This window comes from Nonomuraea sp. NPDC049152 (genome assembly GCF_040648355.1).
Classification (GTDB): Bacteria; Actinomycetota; Actinomycetes; order Streptosporangiales; family Streptosporangiaceae; genus Nonomuraea.
Genome location: NZ_JBEZDO010000045.1, coordinates 19,419 through 38,752 on the forward strand (window position 1 = coordinate 19,419; position 19,334 = coordinate 38,752).

Here is a 19,334-nt window from a genome sequence, read left to right on the forward strand (position 1 = left end):
ACCACAGGACATGTGACTGAGCGCTTCAGTTGGCGGGAATCGCCCGCTGAAACGCTAAGTCACCACAACTGATCGTTACGAGGTGCCGTTAGTCGGCTTCTAGAACGAAGAACAGGAAGCTCAGGAACCTCGTGCGGGTGAGCTCGAGCTCGCGGAACTTTTCGGGGAACAAATCGCGGGCTTCCGGCACAAACGGCGGTTCGCTGATGACGCTGATGCGAAAGCCAGCCGTGGTGAAGGCGTCGGTCATCGCGTGCAGCGGCCGCTCCCAGAAGCTCATCTGGGCGGTCTGTCCACCCATGGTCCATTCTTCGGTCCGGTTACGGGTCTCGAAATAGTTGATCTTGTCCCCGGCCATGTGACGCATGAGGGTGGTGACGAAAGGATGGTCGACCGAGACGAGGAGTCGGCCGCCAGGTCTCAGTACGCGTCGCAGCTCGGCCAGGGTCGGTCCCCAGTCTTCCAGGTAGTGCAGCACCAGGGACGCGATGACGTCGTCGAACGCGTCGTCGGGGAAGGGCAGTGGGCTGGTCAGGTCGGCGACCCGCAGGTCCGCGTCGGCGCCCAGCCGCTGTCGGGCCATCTCCAGCATCCCGGCACTCGCGTCGATGCCGGTGACGATGGCGCCTCGATCGCGCAGTTCGGAGAACAGGGGTCCTGAGCCGCAGCCGGCGTCGAGGATCCGCCGGCCGGTCACGTCCCCGGCGAGCTCCAGCATCGCGGGCCGCTCGTAGTACGCGTTCAGGAGGCTGGCCTCGTTCTCGGCTGAGTACCCCTCGGCGAGACGGTCATAGTCGTTGAATCGGGACGGATGTGCGGTCTCAACATGGTTTTCGGGCGTACTAGGCATGCGGGCCATTTTGGCCCACCGGTCTCGGCAGCACAGACGTACGGTCCGTTTGCCGTGGCTGAGGGCTTCAATCGGCGGAAATCGCCACCTTACCTAGTAACGGTCTACTCACGTTGCGCTGAAGTCGCGAGAGTCTGATTCCTTGACGTGCTGAGCTAACTACATGCCGTTATCTGCCGGTGTGTTCGAGGTCTGCGATGAGGCGATCTGGTATCACCGGGCGCGCAAAGCCCGCCAACTCAAGCGCACATCCGCCAACTGAAGTGCTAATTCGCCAACTGAAGCGCTAAGTCACAGGACATCGCCCCGATGAGAGTTCCAGCATCATCAGCAGTATGACGATCGGCTCGCTGAGCTACCCTGAAGTATGACTCAACGGATCACGGTGTCACTCCCGGACGATCTCGCAGCTCGCGCGAAGGCCACGGGCAACGCCTCGGCTTACGTAGCCGAGGCTCTGCGGAACCAGAGCCGCCTCGAGCGGGACATGGCCATTCTCGCCGAGCTCTGGGGAGAAGGCTGGGACGCCGGCATCTCCGACAGCGACCGTGAGCGGGCCTCCCACCTGCACGGCAGGGAGATCGAAACCGCGTGAGCTCAGATGACGCCCCCGGTCTGAGCGGACATGTCCTCGATCTCTCCGCGCTCACCCACCTGGCAGCCGGCGAGTCGATGTACGGCCGTGAAGTGGTCCGCCAGGCGGCGGTGTACGGCGTCACTCTTCTCGTCCCTGTCCTGGCGGCCCAGTATCTGGCCGCCTACCACGCAGGCAAGGGCAGTGCCCTGCTGAACCTGTCGATCATCCTGATCGCCCCGTTCGACTCTGTGCATCTGGCCGTCACTACGCCGTTCACCGAGACGCTGGACCGCAACGCCCGCCGCTTGTCGACGGACTTGACCGAGCGCGAGCGTGTGCTCACCGTACTGGTGGCCGCGCACGCCATCCACCTTTCCCAAAGTCGTGGATGGCGGCTGCTGACAGCAACGCCCTCGCTGTATGAGGGCATCGACGTGCGCACCGAGATCCTGCCCTGACCCCTTGCCCGTTGGGCAGGGCGACGGCCCCCGCTCGCCGCCCGCGCGGCCTCATCGATAGTGGTCACCCGCACGCTGTGGCAAACACGGGGCCCACCGGGAATGAGTAGCCTCTACTCAGCCCGATCACCCGGCCGATCCGCAGGGCCGATCCGGATGACGCGGGCCTCCCCGCCGCTGGTCGGTGGCGACGAACCCGGTCGCGCTTTTGGTGCGGCGGCCCAAAGCCCCCTGAGCCCCGAGCCCGCACGATGGGGTTCATGGCTGATCTCACCGACCTGCAGAAGCTGCTCGACCACGAGGGCGGGGCGCTCGGCGTTCCCGGCGCGGCCGTGGGCGTGATCCACTGCGGGGACCGGCACGTCCTCACGACCGGGGTGAACAGCGTCGACGCGCCCGCGCCCGTCACCGCCGACACCCTGTTCCAGATCGGCTCGACCACCAAGACGGTGACCGCCACCGTGATCATGCATCTGGTCGAGCGGGGCGAGCTCCGGCTGGACGGGCGGGTGCGCGAGTACCTGCCCGACTTCCGGCTGGCCGACGAGGCGGCGGCGGACGCGGTCACCATCGAGCACCTGCTCACTCACACCGGCGGATTCCTCGGCGACATCGACGACGGCCTGAGCTGGGGCCCCTCGGCGCTGGCCGACGCCATCGCGGCATACGCCGAGCTGCCTCAGCTGTTCGCGCCTGGCAGCATCGCCTCCTACAGCAACGCGGGTTTCCGGCTGCTGGGCAGGATCGCCGAGGTGGTCTCCGGCCTGGCCTACGAGGAGGTGGTCCGGCGCGTGGTCCTCGAACCGCTGGGCATGACCTCCAGCTTCTTCTTCCCCTGGGAGGCCGCGACCAGGCCGCACGCCGTCGGCCACGTCGCCGACGAGAGCGGCCCGCGCGTGGCGCACACCTGGGGCCTGTACCGCGAGGCCATGCCCGAAGGCGGGCTGCTGTCGTCGGTGACCGACCAGCTCCGCTACGCCGCCTTCCACCTCGAGGGAGCCGGCGCGGGCCAGGCCCCGCTCACCCGGGAGACCCGCGCGCTGATGCAGCGCGACCGGGTGGCCTGCGGCGTCCCGTGGAAGGCGATCGGCCTGCCATGGCTGATCGACGAACGGGCCGGGCTGCGCCTGGTCACCCACGGCGGCAGCATCGGCAACATCCAGGTGTCGGCCTTCGTGCTCGCTCCCGAGCACGGCTTCGCGGTCACCGTGCTCGCCAACGCGGGAGCGGGCAAGCGGCTCGGCGAGCTGGTGCTCGGCTGGTGCCTGGAGCACCTGCTCGGCGCGGCGCAGGAGGAGGCGGTCCTCGCGCTCAGCCAGGACCCTCCCGCCCGGGAGTACGACGGCGGCTACTACGCAGGGCAGTGGACCTTCCAGGTGAGAGCGGAGGGGGCGAGGCTGCGGGTCAGGATGGAGCTCGACGAGGAGCTGGTCGCCGCAGGGATCCCGGCGCTGCCGGAGCTGGAGCTGGCCTTCCTGGCCAGCGAGCGCGACACGGTGGTCATCGTCGCCGATCCCGCCCGGCCGGCCGGGCGCTTCCTGCGTGACGACAGCGGCCGGATCGCGTTCCTGCACCTGGGCGGGCGGGCGGCACAGAGGCTGTAGCGGGCGAGGAACGACCCCGGAGCGGCCGGCTCAAAATGGGATGAACCAGAACGGCGCAGCGGTCATCCAACCCGTTGAACGACTCAACACCACAAGGGGATCACGATGACGCACAAGAGGCTCGGCCGCTCGACGCTGGTGGCCGCGCTCACGGCAGGGGCGCTGCTGGCGGGCCTCGCGCCCGCGGCGCTCGCCGAACCCGCCAGGCGCGCGCAGGACGCGCTGGGCCCGTACGGGCTCGGCGGCGTCCAGCTGGGCATGAGCGCCAAGGACGCCACGGCCACAGGCAAGGTCGTGCAGAAGACGCGCGCCGGCGCGTGCTCGGGCTGGGATCTGAAGGCTCACCCCTCCGGTCGCGACGGCGTGGGCATGTGGATCTCCAAGAAGCTGGGCGTGGCCATGATCTTCGCGCCCGAGGGAGTGAAGACGCCTCAGGGCATCGGCCTCGGCTCCACCCAGAAGCAGCTGAACAAGGCCTACCCCAAGCTGAAGCGCGCCGCCAGCGGCTTCCCCATCGCCAAGGTCCCCGGCAACCCGAAGGCCTACTACTACTTCCTGCTGTCGAAGAACAAGATCTACGAGATGGGGCTCGCGCTCTCGAACCAGGACTGCGCCAACTAGCGGCCGAGCCGCGTCCGCACCACTAGGTCGTGGAGGGCCTCGCCCGCCGAGGCCGCCTCGGGCAGGCGCGCGGCCTCGCGCTCCTCCTCCAGCCGCGCCGTCATCCGCGCGACGTCGTCGGCGGCCGACGCGAGAGCGGGCGCGGGCCCGTGCTCGGCCTCCCTCTTGGCGGCCACCAGCTCGGGCAGGTACGCGGGGCCGTACTCCAGCAGCCTGGTCAGGTCGGCCTCCAGCGTTCCCGTCCGCATCAGGTGGATGCCGGTGGCCAGGACCCTGAAGGTGTAGAGCAGCGGCTTGAGCTCGCCGCTCTTGCCGAACAGCCGCCACTGGGTGCGCGCGAACCCCAGGTAGTGGTGAGCGTGGTGGCGCGTCAGGCACCCCGGCGCGAGCGCGAGCAGCTCCTCGTGGACCGGCGAGGACGCCATCACCAGCGGCGACAGCAGCTGCTCCAGCACGTACCCGTTGCGCCGCAGCAGAAGCCCGCAGAATTTCGCGAGGTCGTGCGTGACCAGGTCGACCTCGACGCCTGAGCGGGTCCACGACCTGTCGATCGTCTCCTCGCCGCCCCGCAGGCCGACGACCTGCTCCACCGGCAGCACGTGCACGCCGCGCAGGTCGACGTCGGAGTCGGCCGAGGGGAACCCGTACAGGTGCGCGCCGCTGACCGTCGCGAAGGCCAGCGGGTACGGCTGCTCACCGGCCACCTCGGCCAGCCATCCGGGAAGCGTCACAGGTGCGCCCTCCGCATCTCGATCAGGAACTCCTCCACCGCCGCGCGGTCGGGCGCGGCGGGCAGCACGCTGCGCGGCAGCGCCCGCTCGAAGGCGGCCATCAGCGAGGCGCGCCACCGCCGCAGCTCCTCCCACGACACCCGACCCTGCCTGACCTCGAGCAGCCGCTCGCGGTAGGCGCCGACCTCCACCAGCGGCTCGCCGTGCTCCACCAGGTGGATGCCGCTCAGCAGCAGCCTGATCATGTGCATGGCCTGTTTCCACTTGGGCGCGGCGGGGTCGAGGCGGCGGAACTGCGCGTCGGCGTAGCGCGCGAACGTCTGGTGGGCACGCTGCGACACGAACGCCCCGCGCAGGTCCAGCAGCCGCCTGCCCGCGGGAGTGACGACCTCGGCCAGCGGCGACCACAGCGTCTCCAGCACCGTCGGGTTGGCCTCCAGCGCCAGCACGCAGAACCGCTCCACCTCCCACGAGAACTGCTCGGGCAGCGGCCCGTCGCGGTGGGTGGGCGGCCTGTCCAACCGCCAGAACGCCTCGGTGGGCGCCACGAACACGCCCCTCCTGTCGGTGTCGGAGGCCGGGGTGTCGAGCCCGTAGGCCCGCGACCCGACGATCACCGACAGGATCAGGTCGTCCTCGCTCACGTGCCCGCCCCGAGCCCGCTGATCAGGTCGGCGGCGTCCATCCTGCGCACCTCGCCGAGCCCGCCGGGGAACAGGGCGTACGCCTGGGCCTCGGGATCGAGCTCCACGTCACCGGTGACCAGCGCGGCCCACTCCACCTCGGCGAAGCCGTCGGTGTGCTCGACGCCGCCGGCGCGGGCGGCCAGCCGGTCGGCGAACGCGCGGACCGGCTCGTCCTCGCGCCGCTGGAAGCGCAGCACGCGCTCGCCGCGCCGTACCAGCACCGAGCGGGCCCGCGCGGCCGCGTGCCAGCACGCGACCTCCCACAGCGTCACCCGCGCGCCGGGCCCGAACGCGCTCTCCATCGCCACGCCCAGCCTGGCCAGCTCGACCGAGCTGCCGGCCACGCTGTGGAAGCGGCCGCCGGCCGACAGGTTCAGGTCGGCCCAGCGCATCGTGCCCGCCCACAGGTCGGCCACCAGCGGCACCAGGATCTTGGCCTGGCCCGCCAGGTCGAAGCGCTGTTGTACGGCGAGCGGATCGAACAGCCCGCCCGGCGAGCGCATGAACCCGGCGAACCCGCGTACCAGCTCCTCGAACGGCACGTCGTTGTAGCTGAAGACGACCGGCACCACGTAGCGGCCGCCGAGCTTGGCCAGCTTGCCGACGTCGAGGTCGACGAACTCCGAGGAGCCCAGCGGCTCGGGCGCCGAGGTCAGGTCACCCGAGTGGACGACCGCGTCGCCGCCCAGCCGCAGCCGGGTGTAGTCGCACAGGCCGACGAACTGCCACCTGGTGTCGAACACCGCCACCGACAGGTCGAGGTCGACGCGGGTGCCCGCGGGCTCGGCCCAGTGCAGGAACAGCCTGACCACCTGCTCGGCGGGGATCGGCTGCACGCTGCCGCGCGTCAGCCGTACCAGCGCCGTGGTGGCGGCCCGCTCGGAGGTGGGCGCGACCAGGTCGGCCAGCCCCTCGTCCAGCAGCACGTGCGACAGGGCGGGCAGCCCGGCCGCGCGACGCAGCAGCTCGCCGGAGATCAGCTCAGTGGCGATCGCGCCCGCCGCGGCCGGGAGCGGCGCGCGCTCGTCGTCGCGGGTGTGGAAGCGCGCGCTGCCGCCCCTGGGCAGGAACAGGCGGGTACCGCCGGGAGGCGTGCGCAGCTGGCCGAGCGCCGAGATCAGCACGCCGGGCGCGATCGAACGCAGCGCGGGCTCCAGCGACCCCGCCACCAGCTCGGGCGAGAGGCGGAGCAGCTGGCTCAGGCGGCGGCCCAGCTCGCCGGGACGGCGCGCCAGCAGGGCCAGCGCCCGCTCGCCTTCCTTGGCGGCCAGCGCCTTCTCCACGTGCGTGCCGAACGTCGTCACCCGCAGCCGCCCGTCGCGCACGACCAGCAGTTCGGGACGGCTCTCCGCACGCTCCAGCAGCGCCGCGCCGAACGCGGTCGCGGGGTCGAGCCTGGTGCCGCGCAGCGCCGCGAAGGCCAGCGCCGCGTCAGGGTGGCGGGCGTGGTGCTCGTGCGGGTGCAGCACCTCGGCCATGTGCTTCCACTGCTCGCCGTGGCGTCGCAGATCCTCGATCAGGTACGGCAGCGCGAAGCCGTCCAGCGCGCCGAGCAGCGTCCTGCGCAGCCGCCTGGGCAGGGAGATCCGCCGCGCGGGCCGTACCCGAAGGCCGGGGTCGGCGCCCATGAGCACGTACATCAGCCTGAGCACATCGGTCGCCGTGCCCAGGTGGCGGGCCAGCAGCTCCTCGGCGGCGCCGAGGTCGGGTCGGGCGACCCTGAGCGCGGGGGCGGCCCCTGGCTTGCCCGGCGCGACCCGCTTGGTCGGCACGGGGCTCGGCGCGGTGAGCGCGGCGGCCAGCGCGATCGCCCTGGTCTCCTTGACAGGGACGGCCTCGGGCAGCCAGTCCGCCGACAGCGGCCAGTAGGCGTCGAGCAGCGCCAGCAGGTCGTCGCGGTCCTGCACCGGCATGGGCGTCTGCCGCGACAGCATCGAGACGGCCAGCTCGCGCGCGGCGGCGGTGGCGTCACGGCACAGGTGGAGCAGCGTGGTGTCGAAGGTGGCCGCGCCTGCGCCGCGCTCCCGCCTGGCCGTGGGGATCAGGAAGGGGTCGGCGGGATCGATCCTGCGGTGGCAGATCGGGCACGCGCTGAAGTCGGAGCCGTCCCAGCAGGAGCGGCACACCAGGTGCGCGCACGGCGCGACGGCGTGCACGGTGCCGGTCTTCCCGCACAGCACGCAAGGCCGCCGCGGCTCCTGCAGCAGCAGGGTGAAGACGCGGCGCACGAGGAAGTCGCCGGTGTCCCTCGGCACGCTCTCGGGGAACTTCCTGAACAGCGGCACGTGATGGACGTTCGCGCCGAGCCTGGCGGCGGCGGCGTGGAGCAGGCTCCTGCCCGCCCTGGCCAGCTCGGGCACCGGCAGCGCGGCGAGCGCCTGACGCAGCTCGGCCGACAGCAGGAAGCCGTACTGCAGCAGCTCGCCCTCCAGCGCGGTGACGCCGTCAGCGGCGCTCACCTTCTGCTTGGGCGTGGTCCATCGCGAGTCGGCGGCCATGAGGTCTGGCGCCACCAGGTTTCTCCTGCGCAGCAGTACGTCAGCGGGTCCGATCACGGGGCACCTCCTCGCCTGGGCATGAAAAAAGGGTGGAGAGCGGAAGCGCTGGGAGCCTTGAGGTTAAGGAGAAGGAAGCGCGTCCAGGAGCCACCCTTGATCGTTCACCTTACCGGCGGAGTCGGCTGATGTCGCCTGATATATCCCGGGGCACGAGTTCCGGGGGCCCGGTGCTTGCGCGCGCGGGGTCAGCCTTGATCTGATCGAAGGGTGAACGAGCTTGACTGGGGTGCCGCCGCGCGCGGGATCACCTGGGACGTCGAACCGCGCACCGTCTTCGCCGAAGGGCGGTGGTTCCCCGACGGGCGGCTCAACACCTGCTTCAACGCCCTCGACAGGCATGTCGCCGCCGGCAGGGGCGAGCAGGCCGCGCTCGTCTACGACAGCCCCGTCACCGGGGTCAAGCGCGCCTACAGCTACGCGGCGCTGCGCGACGAGGTGGCCAAGGCCGCCGGCATGCTGCGCGACCTGGGGGTCGGCAAGGGCGACACCGTCGTGATCTACATGCCGATGGTGCCTGAGGCGGTCATCGCGATGCTGGCCTGCGCCAGGCTCGGCGCGGTCCACTCGGTGGTGTTCGGCGGGTTCGCGGCGGCGGAGCTGGCCGTGCGCATCGACCACGCCATGCCCAAGGTCGTGCTCAGCGCCTCGTGCGGGATCGAGGTCAGCAGGGTCGTGCCGTACAAGCCGTTGCTGGACGCGGCCATGGCGCAGGCCGCGCACCGCCCCGACGCCGTCGTCATCGTCCAGCGGCCCGAGCACCCTGCCGAGCTGCGTGAAGGCGAGCACGACTGGGCCTCCTTCGACAGCGAGCCCGCCGACTGCGTGAGCGTCGCGGCGACCGACCCGCTCTACATCCTCTACACCTCCGGCACCACGGGTTCGCCCAAGGGCGTGCTGCGCGACAACGGCGGCCACGCCGTGGCGCTGCACTGGAGCATGTCGCACGTGTACGGCGCCGCCCCCGGCGAGGTCTTCTGGGCCGCCTCCGACGTCGGCTGGGTGGTCGGCCACTCCTACATCGTCTATGGGCCGCTGCTGGCCGGATGCACCAGCGTGCTGTACGAGGGCAAGCCGGTCGGCACTCCTGACCCCGGCGCGTTCTGGCGGGTGGTCGCCGAGCACGACGTGCGCACGCTGTTCACGGCGCCGACCGCGATCCGCGCCATCAAGAAGGAGGACCCCACCGGCTCCTACCTGCGCAAGCACGACCTTCGCCACCTGTTCCTCGCCGGTGAGCGGCTGGACCCCGACACCTACCACTGGGCGACCGACCTGCTCGACGTGCCGGTCATCGACCACTGGTGGCAGACAGAGACCGGCTGGCCTGTCGCCGCCAACTGCGTCGGCATCGAGACCCTGCCCATCAAGCCGGGCTCGCCCACCAAACCCGTCCCCGGCTACGACGTGCGCATACTCGACCACACGGGCCAGGAGTGCCCGCCGGGGGTCGAAGGTGCCGTGGTGATCAAGCTGCCGTTGCCGCCCGGCTGCCTGCCCACCCTCTACCGCGACGACGAGCGCTTCCACACCGCTTACCTGTCGCGCTTCCCCGGCTACTACCTGACAGGCGACGGCGGCTACTTCGACGAAGACGGCTACCTGTTCGTCATGGGCCGCACCGACGACGTCATCAACGTCGCGGGCCACCGCCTGTCGACGGGCGCGATGGAGGAGGTCATCGCCGCTCACCCCGACGTGGCCGAGTGCGCGGTGATCGGCGTCGCCGACGCGCTGAAGGGGCAGCTCCCGCTCGGCCTCGTCGTGCTCAAGGCCGGGGCCGACCGCCCGGAGGAGGAGGTGGAGGCCGAGCTGGTCGCGCTGGTGAGAGAGCGGATCGGGCCGGTGGCCGCCTTCCGCAGGGCGATCGTCGTCGCCCGGCTGCCCAAGACGCGGTCGGGCAAGATCCTGCGCGGCACCATGCGGGCCATCGCCGCGGGCGCCGACTACCAGACGCCCTCCACGATCGAGGACCCGGCTGCGCTGGAGGAGATCGCCGAGGCGATCGGCAGGTAAACGCGTTGCCCTCCGGGGCGCCCGCCGCCATGATCGGGACATGTATCTGATCGCATTCATCGGAGCGTGCGTGCTGGTGGCGATGGTCCCCGGTGTCAGCACCGCGGTCATCCTGCGCCAGACCATCAGGGCGGGCAGGGGATCGGGGCTGGCCGCCACGCTCGGCAACGAGACCGGCATCCTGCTGTGGGCGCTGGCCGCCGCCTTCGGCCTGTCGGCGCTGGTGCTGGCATCCGAGCTGGCCTACGACATCATGCGCGTCGCGGGCGCGGTGGTCCTGGTCTACATGGGCGTGCAGTCGCTGCGGCGAAAGGACCACGCCGAGGTCGAGGTCAAGGCCGTCGACGGGTGGCGCAAGTCCTACCTCGCGGGGTTCGGCACGTGCCTGGCCAACCCCAAGGCCGCGGTGTTCGCGATGTCGTTCCTGCCGCAGTTCGTGCCGGAGGGGCGGAACGTGCCGCTGACCCTGATCACGCTGGCCTTGGTGTGGGTGCTGGTCGACACCGTCTGGTACGGCGCGGTCATCTGGGCGGTGGCCAGGGCCAAGGCGGTTCTGGGGCGGCCTGCCGTACGGCGGCGCCTGGAGCAGGTCTCCGGCGTGGTGCTGATCGCGCTGGGCGTGCGGTTGGTGGTCGACGCCCGATAGCGTGGGTGGCATGACGAACGACCTGGCGACCCTGGTGCGGCAGACGGAGGACGACGATCCCCTCATGGCGCTGCGGGCCACCGCCGCGCTGCGTCGCGAGATCGAGCGCATGGAGGCGGTCCAGGTGCGCAGGGCCAGGGTCAACGGGCTGGCGTGGTCGATGATCGCCGACGCGATCGGCGTGACCAAGCAGGCCGTGCACAAGAAGTACGGCGGGCGGGGCCTGCTCAGCGGAGGGATGTAGCGACCTCCGCCAGGCCGCCCGCCCGCGCGGGAGCCTGCCAGGCCTGTCCTAGTCGGGGGCCTGGACCGTGCCGATGCCCAGCGTGCTCTGCATGGGCAGCATCCCGGTCTCGAAGATCGCGCCGAGGAACGGCAGGCTCAGTTCGGCCAGCCTGGCCGCCCGCTCCTCGCCCAGTGCGAGCCACGGCCCCCCGGCGAGCTGGTCGGTCATGCGCTCGACCTGCTCGCGCAGCGCCCTTCCCGCTTCGGTCGCCACGCCTTCGGCGTCGACCAGGCCGCGCGAGGCGAGCCGGTCGCGCGCGGCCGCCCACTCCTGCTCGCTCCAGCCCCTGCCGGCGAAGTTGGCGGCAGGCGCCGCGCCGATGGCGGCGAAGGAGACCAGCGCCTCGCAGCCGTCCAGCCCCGCCGCCTGCAGGGCCGCCAGGTGGCCGTCGCCCCGGTGCTCACGCAGCACCGTGTAGGCCTGCCAGAGCGCCAGGTGCGGCTCGTCCGGCCAGGGCAGGTCGAGGTTGGCGGCGGCCATCGGCCTGCCCGGGACATCCACGCTCTCGGCGGTCCGCATGGCCAGCTCGGCCGCTTCCCGCTGGTTCACCCGCTCGCCCAGCAGGTCGCGCAGGGTCCTGTCCATGCCGCGCAGCCTGGCCTCCAGCGCCTGCTCGGGTGTGGCCGTCTCCCAGATGCCCGGCACGTGCTCGGCGATCATCGCGGGGCTGAAGCTGTAGTAGGCGGCGGTGACCTGGTGCAGCCCCGCCCTGCCGAGGGCCGCGGTCCGCCAGGCGAAATAGCTCGGCCAGCGCGACTCCACGTCGTAGCCCAGCTTGGCGGCCTCGTCGAAGACCTGGGGTGCGAAGTAGACCGCCGCGTGGACGGGTTCGATCTGGTGCCACATGCGCCGGGCGAGAGACATCTGCAGAACCTCACTGTCTAGGTACGATATGCCAGTGACGATAGACGGATGGCGCATCACTGGTCAATCCCAAATAGACAGTTATGTCGGGGGGAACGCCGAGCTGGCGGTGTTCATGGTCAACACCCTGGTGGTGACCCGCGCGCACGGCCGCCAGGTGGAGCCGCCACGAACGGGGGAGGAGCGGCGCGCGGCCCTGGCCGCCGAGCGCCCCTCCGCCACCCGGCTCAGCCCCGCGGACGCCGACGCGCTGGCCGCCGCCGCAGGGGTGCTGCGGTCGCTGTTCGCGCCCGACGCCTCGCCGTCGGCGCTCAACGACCTCCTGGTACGGCACGCCGCGGTGCCCAACCTGCACGGCGATCCGCCCAGGCTGGCCTTCCACCGGCTGGAGGCCTCGCTGGGCGACGCCTGGATCGCCCAGGCGGGCACCGCCCTCGCGATGATCATCGGGGTGGGGCAGGGGAGGAGGCTGGGATCGTGCCAGGCCGACGGGTGCGACCTGGTCTTCGTCGACACCACGCGCAACGCCTCGCGCCGCTTCTGCGGGCTCTCCTGTCAGAACCGCGCCAAGGCGACGGCCTATCGCGCCCGGCGTGGATCTACTTAGTAAAGGGCCTCGGGTAGGTCATGGAACCGGTGGAGCGGTCAGGCCGCGGGCTCTGGCCGGCGCAGCGAGACCGCCGACGCCGACATGAACACGCACAGCGCCACGGGGATGGTCAGCGCGAGCGGCAGCCCGACCAGTTCGGCCGCGCCGCCGATGATGACGGGGCCGAGCACGAGCCCCGCGTACCCGAGCGTCGCGACCTGTGCGATCGCCTCGCCCGCCCGCGCGGGGTCGTGGTTGCCCGCCGCGGAGAACACCTGCGGCACCATGGTGGCCAGGCCGAGGCCGAAGACGCCGAACCCGGCGATCGCCACGGCAGGCTGGGCGACCAGCAGCGCAAGTCCGAGCCCGGCCGCGGCCAGCAGTCCCGACCAGCGCACCAGCGTGACGGGTCCGAAGCGCAGCGCGAGCCGGTCGCCCGCGAACCTGCCCGCGGTCATCGCGGTGGAGAAGGCGGCGAACGCGATCGCCGCGAGTCCGGTCGCCGCGCCGAGGTCCTCGTGCAGGTAGACGGCGCTCCAGTCGCCCGCCGACCCCTCGCCGAGCAGCCCCGCGAAGGCCATCGCCCCCATGAACGCCACCCTGCCGTGCCACCGGCCCCGCCTGGCCCGGCGCCTCTCGTGGTGGGTGGGGGCGGAGGGCAGCAGCGAGCCCTTCGCCAGGACGGCCGGCACCGCCAGAGGGACGGTGACCACGGCGAACGTGATGCCGGGGGAGACCTCCAGCCACGCGGACAGCGCGCCCGCGGCGGCGCCCAGCAGCCCGCCCGCGCTGTACATCCCGTGGAAGGAGGACATCAGCGGCCTGCCGTACGCGCGCTCCACCTCGACCGCGTGCGTGTTCATCGACACGTCGAGCGAGGCGTTGACCAGCCCCCACACGAACAGCGTGACGATCAGGACGGCCAGGTTGGGGGCGAACCCCGCGGGGATCATCGCCAGACCGCAGGCCACCCCCGCGGGGACGACGACCCGGGCGCTGCCGAGGCGGTCGGTGACGCGCCCGGCGAACTGCATCCCGGTGACCAGGCCGACGGCGACGGCGAGGAGGGCCAGGCTCAGCTGGCCGTCGCTGAGCTGCAACGACTGCTTGACCGTGGGGATGCGGGCGGCCCACAGCCCCGAGACGACGCCGAGCAGGGCGAAGAAGAAGCAGACGGCGATCCTGGCCCGGCGTGCGATCACTCCGTGAGTCTTTCAGACGAGCACCTTGCCGACGAAGTCCGACAGCTTGGTCCTGGTGCGCTCGATCTGTTCCTCCACCGAGAGCGACTCCTCCATCCTGCCGCCGGGGTCGGGGCTCTTCACGCCGCGCACGTAGAGAGAGCAGGCCAGGTCGGTGCAGATGTAGACGCCGACGGAGTTGTTCTGCCGCCCGGCCTCGCCGGCCCTGCGCGCCGTCATCAGCGAGACGCCGTTGCCCGGATGGGTGGTCAGGCACAGTGAGCACATGCTGCGCTGCAGGAAACCGCGCTGCTGTGCGGGAAAGCGGAGCGCGACGCCGACGAGCTGGTCGCCCTGCTCTGCCACGATGTAGCTGCGGTCGGGCGCGCCCAGGTCACGCCAGCCGAGGAAGTCCAGGTCGTCCCATGGCCTGTCGGCGAGATCACGTGGAACGGCCAGGCGCTTGGCCTCGCCTTTGGAACAATTGACGAACGACGCGCGGATGTCCTGCTCAGTGAGTTGCTTCATGTCGCGAACGGTACAGTTTCCTAGGAGTATTAGGCAAAGGGGTTTCGGTGGCGCGTGCTGGGCTCACAACCGACCGTGTGGCGCTCGCCGCGGCCGATCTCGCGGACGAGATCGGCTTCGACAAGGTGACGATCTCGGCGCTGGCGCGCGGGTTCGGGGTCAAGGACGCCAGCCTGTACTCCCACGTCAGGAACCTGCAGGATCTGCGCACCAAGGTCGCGATGATCGCGGCCCAGGACATGGCCGACCGCATCGGGCCTTCGGTGGCCGGCCGGGCCGGCAAGGACGCGCTCGTGGCCTTCGCCCACGCCTACCGCGACTTCGCGCTGGCCCATCCGGGACGCTACGCCGCGGGGCAGATCCAGCTGGAGCCTGAGCTGGTCGCGCAGTCGCAGGCGCACCAGCGCGTCTTGGCGACGTGCGACGCGCTGCTGCGCGGCTACGGCCTGGCCGAGCCCGACCTGACCGACGCGGTGCGGGTGCTGCGCAGCGCCTTCCACGGGTTCGTGAGCCTCGAGGCGATCGGCGGCTTCGGGCACCCTCGCGACGTGGGGACGTCGTGGGAGCGCGCCATCGACGCCCTCCACGTGATGCTGGAGCACTGGCCCAGCGCGCCATCGACGCCCTCCATGTGATGCTGGAGCACTGACGCAGCATGCTGTCGACGCCCTCCATGCGATGCCGCCACCGCCTGACCGTCGCCGGTCAGGCGGTGGTGCCCGCGTCGACCGTGATGGCGGCGCCGGTGATGTTCCTGCCGCCTTCGCCCGCCAGATGGGCGACCGTGGCGGCGATGTCGCCGGGGTCGCAGTAGCGGCCCAGCGCGGTGTAACCCCGCTCCTCCTCCGCCTCGGGGCTGTCGGCCGGATTCATCTCGGTGTCGGTCGATCCGGGGTGGACGAGGTTGACCGTGATGCCACGCGGGCCCAGGTCCCTGGCCAGGCCCTTGGTCAGGCCGATCAGCGCGGACTTGCTCATCGCGTAGAGCGTCCATCCCGGGTACGGCACGCGCTCGGCGAGACTGCTGCCGATGCTGATGATGCGCCCGCCGCTTCCCATGTGCCCGGCGGCCGCCTGGGCGAGGACGAACGCGGCGCGCGCGTGGACGGCCAGCGTGGTGTCGACCTCGTCGAGCGTCACCTCCTCCAGCGGTCCGTACGGGGCGATGCCGGCGTTGCTGACCAGGATGTCGATACGGCCGAAGGCGGTGACCGTACGCTCGACGGCCGCGACCAGCTGCGCGGCCTCGGACGCCTGCGCTTCGACGGCCAGCGCGCGGCCGCCGGCGGCCTCGATCTCCTTGACGACCGTGCCGGCGCGGTCGGCCGAACGTGCGTAGGTGATGACGACGTCGGCCCCTTCTGCGGCCAGCCGTACGGCGATGGCGGCGCCGATCCCGCGGCTTCCTCCGGTGACGAGCGCGACCCTGCGTGTCATGACGTTCTCCTTATCCGGAACTGGTTCCGCTTGAGCGTAAACCGGAACCAGTTCCGGTTGCAAAAAGGTCCAGTAGCCTGTGATCGTGAACGCCGTCGCGAACCCGCGGCGCGAGCGGGTCGACGCCGCGCGCAACCGGGTCAAGATCCTCGCCGCAGCCGCCGACATCGTCGCCGCTCAGGGTGTCGAAGGGTTGTCCATGGCGGAGGTGGCCGCGGCGGCGGGAGTGGGCGTCGGCACGCTCTACCGGCGCTTCGGCGATCGCTCGGGGCTGGCGTACGCGTTGATCGACGAACGGGAGCGGGAGTTCCAGCAGGCCTTCATCGAAGGACCGCCGCCGCTGGGGCCTGGGGCTGACGCGCTGGAGCGGATGCGCGCGTTCCTGCACGGGTTGACCGACAGGACCGTGGAGCAGCTGGACCTGTTGCTGATGGCGGAGACCGCCTCGCCGTTCGCCAGGTTCGGCGGCGCCTACGCCGCCTACCACGCTCACCTGTCGATGCTCATCGGGCAGGCCGAACCGGGGGCCGACGGCTATGTGCTGGCCGACGCGCTGCTGGCGCCGCTGGCCGCGCCGTTGCTGGCCCACCGGATGCGCACGTGCGGGGTGACGGCCGAGCGCGTGAAGGCGGGGCTGGACGGCCTGCTGGCCGCTTTCACCGCCTGACCTGTTCCTCTCCGGCCGTCTCGCCGGTCCCGAGATCGGTTGACGGGTCGTACCCCGTCGGGGTGGTTACGGCGTGCGCCCGGGCGTACGCCGTTGAACCGAGGTCGGTTACGGCGTGCGCCCGGGACCTACCCCGTGGCGGCGAGGTCGGTTACGGCGCGCGCCCGGGGCGGACGCCGTTGAGGGCGAGATCCAGGAGCCGGCCGGCCTGGGTGGCGCCGTCCGGCTCCTGCTCACTGGCCAGGGCGATGGCGTTGGCGAGTGTGAGCAGGTCCACGATCTCGACGTCCGCCCGCACGGCGCCGGCCTCGCGGGCGCGGGCCAGCAGCTCCCCTCCCGCGTTCGTGATCATCGTGTGACAGGTGGCGCCCAGCGTGGGATCCCCTTCGAGGGAGCCGCGCATCAGCGAGGTGGCGAGCCCCCTGTTGGACACGGCGTGCGTGACGACGGCGCGCAGCCAGACGACCAGGGCGCGCCCGGTGTCGGGATCGGCGGCCAGATCGTGCGCCTCGGCGCACAGCGTCTCGACCTTGTCGCGGAAGACAGTCTCCAGCAGCGCCTGCCTGGAGGGGAAGTGCCGGTGCAGGGTGGCAGAGCCGACACCCGCGCGCCGGGCGATCTCCTCCAGGGACGCCTCGGCTCCGTCCTGGGCGATGGCCGCGGCGGCCGCGGCGAGGATCCGCTCGTAGTTGCGGCGCGCGTCGGCGCGCATGGGCCGCTCGGGCATCGGGACTCCGGTGGGCTTGCTAAACGGGGTGGTTCTCCGTATCGTACTCGAACTGTAAGTGGAGGAGCCCCCCGTTTAGGAGTTGCTTGTGAAGAGATCCATCGTGGTCGTGGGCGCGACCGGCCTGCAGGGCCGCGCCGTCACGGCACGGCTGCTCGCCGCCGGATGGGACGTGCGGGCCATGACCAGGAACCCGGACGGCCTCGCCGCGAAGGCCCTGGCCGAGGCCGGCGCGCGGATCGTGCGCGGCGACATGGAGGACGTCGCCTCCCTGATCGCGGCGGCCGAGGGAGCCCACGGGATGTTCAGCGTCCAGCCCACCGTCGGTTCCCCGGGAACGGCGGCGGACTTCTCGGCGGAGGACGAGGTCCGCTGGGGACGAAACGTGGCCGAAGCGGCACGCGCCGTCTCGGCGCGGCACCTGGTCTACACCTCGGTCGCGGGCGCGGGCCGCCACGAGAGCGAGAGGCTGCCGAGCAACGTGGTGAACAAGTCGCTGATCGAACAGCACATCGCCGCCCTCGCACTGCCCGCCACGATCCTGCGGCCTGTCTCCTTCATGGAGAACTACACCGGCGGCTACCACCTGCGTGACGGCGCGGTGGCCACCCCGTTCGCGGCCGACGTCCCGCAGCAGGTCATGGCCGTCGACGACCTGGGCGCGTTCGCCGCCATGGCCTTCGCCCGGCCTTCCGAATGGATCGGCAGGGCGGTCGATCTCGCGGGGGACGAGCTGAGCCCGGTGCGGATCGCCGCAGCCGTCTCGGAGGCGATCGGGCGGCCGCTGCCGTACGTGGAGATCCCGATCGAGGTGGTCAGAGAGGTCGGTGAGGAGTTCGCGTTCGCCTACGAATGGCTCAACGAGCGCGGCTACCGGGCGGACCTCGCTCTGACGCGCCGGCTGCACCCGGAGGTCATGGATCTGCGGACGTGGCTGGCCAGGTCGGGGGCGGCGCAGATCGCTTCGTACCTGAACGCCGCCGAGCAGAGCCGATGAGCGGCCGATGGCCCGGCCTCGGGCGGGTCGGCATCTGGGCGGGCGACATGGACGGCTACCCCGCGGCCGCCGCGAGCGAGGCGGTGGCGGCGATCGAGGACCTCGGCTACGGCACGCTGTGGTTTCCCGAGACGACCGGCAGGGAGGCGATGGCGCAGGCCGCCATGCTGCTGTCGGCCACCAGACGGATCACGGTCGCCACCGGGGTCGCGAGCATCTACGCCCGCGACCCGGTGACCGCCGCGGCGGCGCAGCGCACGCTGGACGAGGCGTTTCCCGGCCGCTTCCTGCTCGGGCTGGGGGTCAGCCACCCCGCCCTCGTCACCGACGTGCGCGGCCACCCCTTCGGGCCTCCGGTGGCGGCCATGCGCGACTACCTGGACGGCATGGACGCCGCCCCCTTCGGCCCACCCCCACCCAGGCCTCGCCCATCCGCCCTCTCGGAGGCACCGCTGTCCGCTCCTTCGGGCGCACCCCCATTCGCTCCTTCGGAGGCACCGCCGTCCGCTCCTCTGCCACCCACCCTGGCGACGGCGGCGCACCCCGAACCTCCGCCGCCCGCTCCCTCCGGAGCACCCTCACCCGCTCCTCGCTCACCTGCTCCGGTGGGCCCGCCGCCTTCAGGGGTTGCCGCCCCTCCAATGCCTTCGCCGCCCGGACCATCCGGCCCACAGCCTTCGCGCCGGGTTCTGGCCGCGCTGGGCCCGAAGATGCTCGCACTGGCCGCCGAGCGGGCGTGGGGCGCCCACCCTCTCGGTATGCCGGTAGAACACACCCGCGACGCGAGAAGGATCCTCGGGCCGGACGCCCTGCTGGCGGTCACGCAGTTCGTCATCCTCGATCCCTCCCGGTCGCGCTCGGCTGACCTGGCACGAGCTCACGTCGCCGCGGCGATGCCCAACCGGCGTTCCCTGCTGCACGGCCTGGGCTACGAGAGCGCCGCCTCCTTCGAACCCCGCGACTCCCTCGATTCCCTGGACGACCGGCTGGTCGAGGCACTGGTGGTCACCGGCGACACCGACGACGTGGCCCAGCGCGTCCGCGAGCACCTCGACGCCGGCGCTGACCACGTCAGCCTCCACGTGCTGACCGACACCCCGCAGCACCCGCCCCTACGCCAGTGGTCCGAGCTCGCCGGGCTCTCGCTCTGACGGCCCGCATCAAGCGGCGACGCGGGTTGACGCGGCCGCCTGACCCGCGAATCTGTAACGGGAGCGAGCCGCCATCTCGCTCCCCGTGGTCAGCTCCACGTGATCCAGCCCTCGTGCGGCCAGGTCCGCGTGATCCCGCCCCCGGAGCCATCCCCGCCTGACC

21 protein-coding genes are annotated in these 19,334 nt (G+C 71.5%); 12 read left to right on the forward strand and 9 right to left on the reverse strand.

Annotated features, from left to right (window positions below):
• Nucleotides 1–88: 88 nt before the first annotated feature.
• Complete coding sequence (locus tag AB0B45_RS46765) at nt 89–859, reverse strand: class I SAM-dependent methyltransferase (protein WP_358144698.1); 771 nt, start codon at nt 857–859, stop codon at nt 89–91.
• 358 nt (nt 860–1,217) lie between these two features.
• Between AB0B45_RS46765 and AB0B45_RS46770 the strand changes: the two genes are divergently transcribed.
• From AB0B45_RS46770 to AB0B45_RS46785, 4 genes are all read left to right on the forward strand, one after another.
• Nucleotides 1,218–1,445 carry a hypothetical protein gene (locus tag AB0B45_RS46770; RefSeq protein WP_358144699.1) on the forward strand — a complete coding sequence of 76 codons (228 nt, stop codon included), beginning with the start codon at nt 1,218–1,220 and terminating at the stop codon, nt 1,443–1,445.
• Nucleotides 1,442–1,885, forward strand: coding sequence for a hypothetical protein (locus AB0B45_RS46775; RefSeq protein WP_358144701.1), 444 nt, complete (start codon nt 1,442–1,444; stop codon nt 1,883–1,885). Before AB0B45_RS46770 ends, AB0B45_RS46775 begins: the two co-directional genes overlap by 4 nt.
• Before the next feature lie 260 nt (nt 1,886–2,145).
• Entirely contained in the window at nt 2,146–3,489 is a 1,344-nt protein-coding gene (locus tag AB0B45_RS46780) for a serine hydrolase domain-containing protein (RefSeq protein ID WP_358144702.1), read from the forward strand.
• A 105-nt stretch (nt 3,490–3,594) separates the two neighbouring features.
• Complete coding sequence (locus AB0B45_RS46785; protein ID WP_358144704.1) at nt 3,595–4,110, forward strand: hypothetical protein; 516 nt, start codon at nt 3,595–3,597, stop codon at nt 4,108–4,110.
• On the opposite strand, the gene AB0B45_RS46790 is transcribed toward AB0B45_RS46785, so the two are convergent.
• The 3 genes from AB0B45_RS46790 to AB0B45_RS46800 are packed head-to-tail and all read right to left on the reverse strand — an operon-like array spanning nt 4,107 to nt 8,082.
• Complete coding sequence (locus AB0B45_RS46790) at nt 4,107–4,841, reverse strand: nucleotidyltransferase domain-containing protein (RefSeq protein ID WP_358144706.1); 735 nt, start codon at nt 4,839–4,841, stop codon at nt 4,107–4,109. The genes AB0B45_RS46785 and AB0B45_RS46790 overlap by 4 nt on opposite strands.
• On the reverse strand, nt 4,838–5,485 hold the full coding sequence (locus tag AB0B45_RS46795) for a nucleotidyltransferase domain-containing protein (protein WP_358144708.1): 648 nt from the start codon (nt 5,483–5,485) through the stop codon (nt 4,838–4,840). The genes AB0B45_RS46790 and AB0B45_RS46795 overlap by 4 nt, the downstream gene beginning before the upstream one ends.
• Nucleotides 5,482–8,082: an MXAN_6230/SCO0854 family RING domain-containing protein gene (locus tag AB0B45_RS46800; protein WP_358144710.1), complete on the reverse strand. Its 2,601-nt coding sequence runs from the start codon at nt 8,080–8,082 to the stop codon at nt 5,482–5,484. The genes AB0B45_RS46795 and AB0B45_RS46800 overlap by 4 nt, the downstream gene beginning before the upstream one ends.
• Nucleotides 8,083–8,292: 210 nt before the next feature.
• On the opposite strand from AB0B45_RS46800, the gene AB0B45_RS46805 reads away from it, so the two are divergent.
• From AB0B45_RS46805 to AB0B45_RS46815, 3 genes are read left to right on the forward strand one after another with little or no spacing between them, the layout of a single operon-like run.
• A complete protein-coding gene (locus AB0B45_RS46805; protein ID WP_358144712.1) occupies nt 8,293–10,098 on the forward strand; it encodes an AMP-binding protein in 1,806 nt (601 codons plus the stop codon).
• 40 nt (nt 10,099–10,138) lie between these two features.
• Nucleotides 10,139–10,744, forward strand: coding sequence for a LysE family translocator (locus tag AB0B45_RS46810; RefSeq protein WP_358144714.1), 606 nt, complete (start codon nt 10,139–10,141; stop codon nt 10,742–10,744).
• 10 nt (nt 10,745–10,754) lie between these two features.
• Nucleotides 10,755–10,988, forward strand: coding sequence for a hypothetical protein (locus AB0B45_RS46815; RefSeq protein WP_358144716.1), 234 nt, complete (start codon nt 10,755–10,757; stop codon nt 10,986–10,988).
• 48 nt (nt 10,989–11,036) lie between these two features.
• On the opposite strand, the gene AB0B45_RS46820 is transcribed toward AB0B45_RS46815, so the two are convergent.
• Complete coding sequence (locus AB0B45_RS46820; protein ID WP_358144718.1) at nt 11,037–11,894, reverse strand: hypothetical protein; 858 nt, start codon at nt 11,892–11,894, stop codon at nt 11,037–11,039.
• Nucleotides 11,895–11,928: 34 nt separating this feature from the next.
• On the opposite strand from AB0B45_RS46820, the gene AB0B45_RS46825 reads away from it, so the two are divergent.
• The gene (locus AB0B45_RS46825) at nt 11,929–12,501 is read left to right on the forward strand and encodes a CGNR zinc finger domain-containing protein (protein WP_358144720.1); all 573 of its coding nucleotides are present in this window, start codon (nt 11,929–11,931) and stop codon (nt 12,499–12,501) included.
• A 38-nt stretch (nt 12,502–12,539) separates the two neighbouring features.
• Here AB0B45_RS46825 and AB0B45_RS46830 read toward each other — a convergent pair whose 3' ends face one another.
• Both AB0B45_RS46830 and AB0B45_RS46835 read right to left on the reverse strand, forming a co-directional pair.
• Nucleotides 12,540–13,685 carry an MFS transporter gene (locus AB0B45_RS46830; protein WP_358144721.1) on the reverse strand — a complete coding sequence of 382 codons (1,146 nt, stop codon included), beginning with the start codon at nt 13,683–13,685 and terminating at the stop codon, nt 12,540–12,542.
• Between the two features lie 12 nt (nt 13,686–13,697).
• A complete protein-coding gene (locus tag AB0B45_RS46835) occupies nt 13,698–14,192 on the reverse strand; it encodes an FBP domain-containing protein (RefSeq protein WP_358144723.1) in 495 nt (164 codons plus the stop codon).
• Nucleotides 14,193–14,239: 47 nt separating this feature from the next.
• Between AB0B45_RS46835 and AB0B45_RS46840 the strand changes: the two genes are divergently transcribed.
• Nucleotides 14,240–14,827 (forward strand): TetR-like C-terminal domain-containing protein, encoded by a 588-nt coding sequence (locus AB0B45_RS46840; RefSeq protein ID WP_358144725.1) that lies wholly within the window; start codon nt 14,240–14,242, stop codon nt 14,825–14,827.
• Between the two features lie 70 nt (nt 14,828–14,897).
• On the opposite strand, the gene AB0B45_RS46845 is transcribed toward AB0B45_RS46840, so the two are convergent.
• Entirely contained in the window at nt 14,898–15,629 is a 732-nt protein-coding gene (locus AB0B45_RS46845) for an SDR family oxidoreductase (protein WP_358144726.1), read from the reverse strand.
• Between the two features lie 85 nt (nt 15,630–15,714).
• Here AB0B45_RS46845 and AB0B45_RS46850 point away from each other — a divergent pair, with 85 nt between their 5' ends.
• Nucleotides 15,715–16,296, forward strand: a complete 582-nt coding sequence (locus tag AB0B45_RS46850) for a TetR family transcriptional regulator (protein WP_358144728.1) — start codon at nt 15,715–15,717, stop codon at nt 16,294–16,296.
• A 151-nt stretch (nt 16,297–16,447) separates the two neighbouring features.
• Here the strand turns inward: AB0B45_RS46850 and AB0B45_RS46855 are convergent, their stop codons facing one another.
• Nucleotides 16,448–17,023 carry a TetR/AcrR family transcriptional regulator gene (locus AB0B45_RS46855; protein WP_358144729.1) on the reverse strand — a complete coding sequence of 192 codons (576 nt, stop codon included), beginning with the start codon at nt 17,021–17,023 and terminating at the stop codon, nt 16,448–16,450.
• Nucleotides 17,024–17,111: 88 nt separating this feature from the next.
• On the opposite strand from AB0B45_RS46855, the gene AB0B45_RS46860 reads away from it, so the two are divergent.
• Both AB0B45_RS46860 and AB0B45_RS46865 read left to right on the forward strand, forming a co-directional pair.
• Nucleotides 17,112–18,020, forward strand: a complete 909-nt coding sequence (locus AB0B45_RS46860; RefSeq protein WP_358144731.1) for an NmrA/HSCARG family protein — start codon at nt 17,112–17,114, stop codon at nt 18,018–18,020.
• Entirely contained in the window at nt 18,017–19,171 is a 1,155-nt protein-coding gene (locus AB0B45_RS46865) for an LLM class flavin-dependent oxidoreductase (RefSeq protein WP_358144733.1), read from the forward strand. The genes AB0B45_RS46860 and AB0B45_RS46865 overlap by 4 nt, the downstream gene beginning before the upstream one ends.
• The last annotated feature ends 163 nt before the right edge of the window (nt 19,172–19,334 follow it).

Excerpts from the sequence above, each read along its gene's own strand:
- AB0B45_RS46765 (WP_358144698.1), bottom strand. The coding sequence starts at position 859 with ATGGCCCGCATGCCTAGTACGCCCGAAAACCATGTTGAGACCGCACAT.
- AB0B45_RS46770 (WP_358144699.1), top strand. The coding sequence starts at position 1,218 with ATGACTCAACGGATCACGGTGTCACTCCCGGACGATCTCGCAGCTCGC.
- AB0B45_RS46780 (WP_358144702.1), top strand. The coding sequence starts at position 2,146 with ATGGCTGATCTCACCGACCTGCAGAAGCTGCTCGACCACGAGGGCGGG.
- AB0B45_RS46785 (WP_358144704.1), top strand. The coding sequence starts at position 3,595 with ATGACGCACAAGAGGCTCGGCCGCTCGACGCTGGTGGCCGCGCTCACG.
- AB0B45_RS46810 (WP_358144714.1), top strand. The coding sequence starts at position 10,139 with ATGTATCTGATCGCATTCATCGGAGCGTGCGTGCTGGTGGCGATGGTC.
- AB0B45_RS46815 (WP_358144716.1), top strand. The coding sequence starts at position 10,755 with ATGACGAACGACCTGGCGACCCTGGTGCGGCAGACGGAGGACGACGAT.
- AB0B45_RS46820 (WP_358144718.1), bottom strand. The coding sequence starts at position 11,894 with ATGTCTCTCGCCCGGCGCATGTGGCACCAGATCGAACCCGTCCACGCG.
- AB0B45_RS46835 (WP_358144723.1), bottom strand. The coding sequence starts at position 14,192 with ATGAAGCAACTCACTGAGCAGGACATCCGCGCGTCGTTCGTCAATTGT.
- AB0B45_RS46845 (WP_358144726.1), bottom strand. The coding sequence starts at position 15,629 with ATGACACGCAGGGTCGCGCTCGTCACCGGAGGAAGCCGCGGGATCGGC.
- AB0B45_RS46855 (WP_358144729.1), bottom strand. The coding sequence starts at position 17,023 with ATGCCCGAGCGGCCCATGCGCGCCGACGCGCGCCGCAACTACGAGCGG.
- AB0B45_RS46865 (WP_358144733.1), top strand. The coding sequence starts at position 18,017 with ATGAGCGGCCGATGGCCCGGCCTCGGGCGGGTCGGCATCTGGGCGGGC.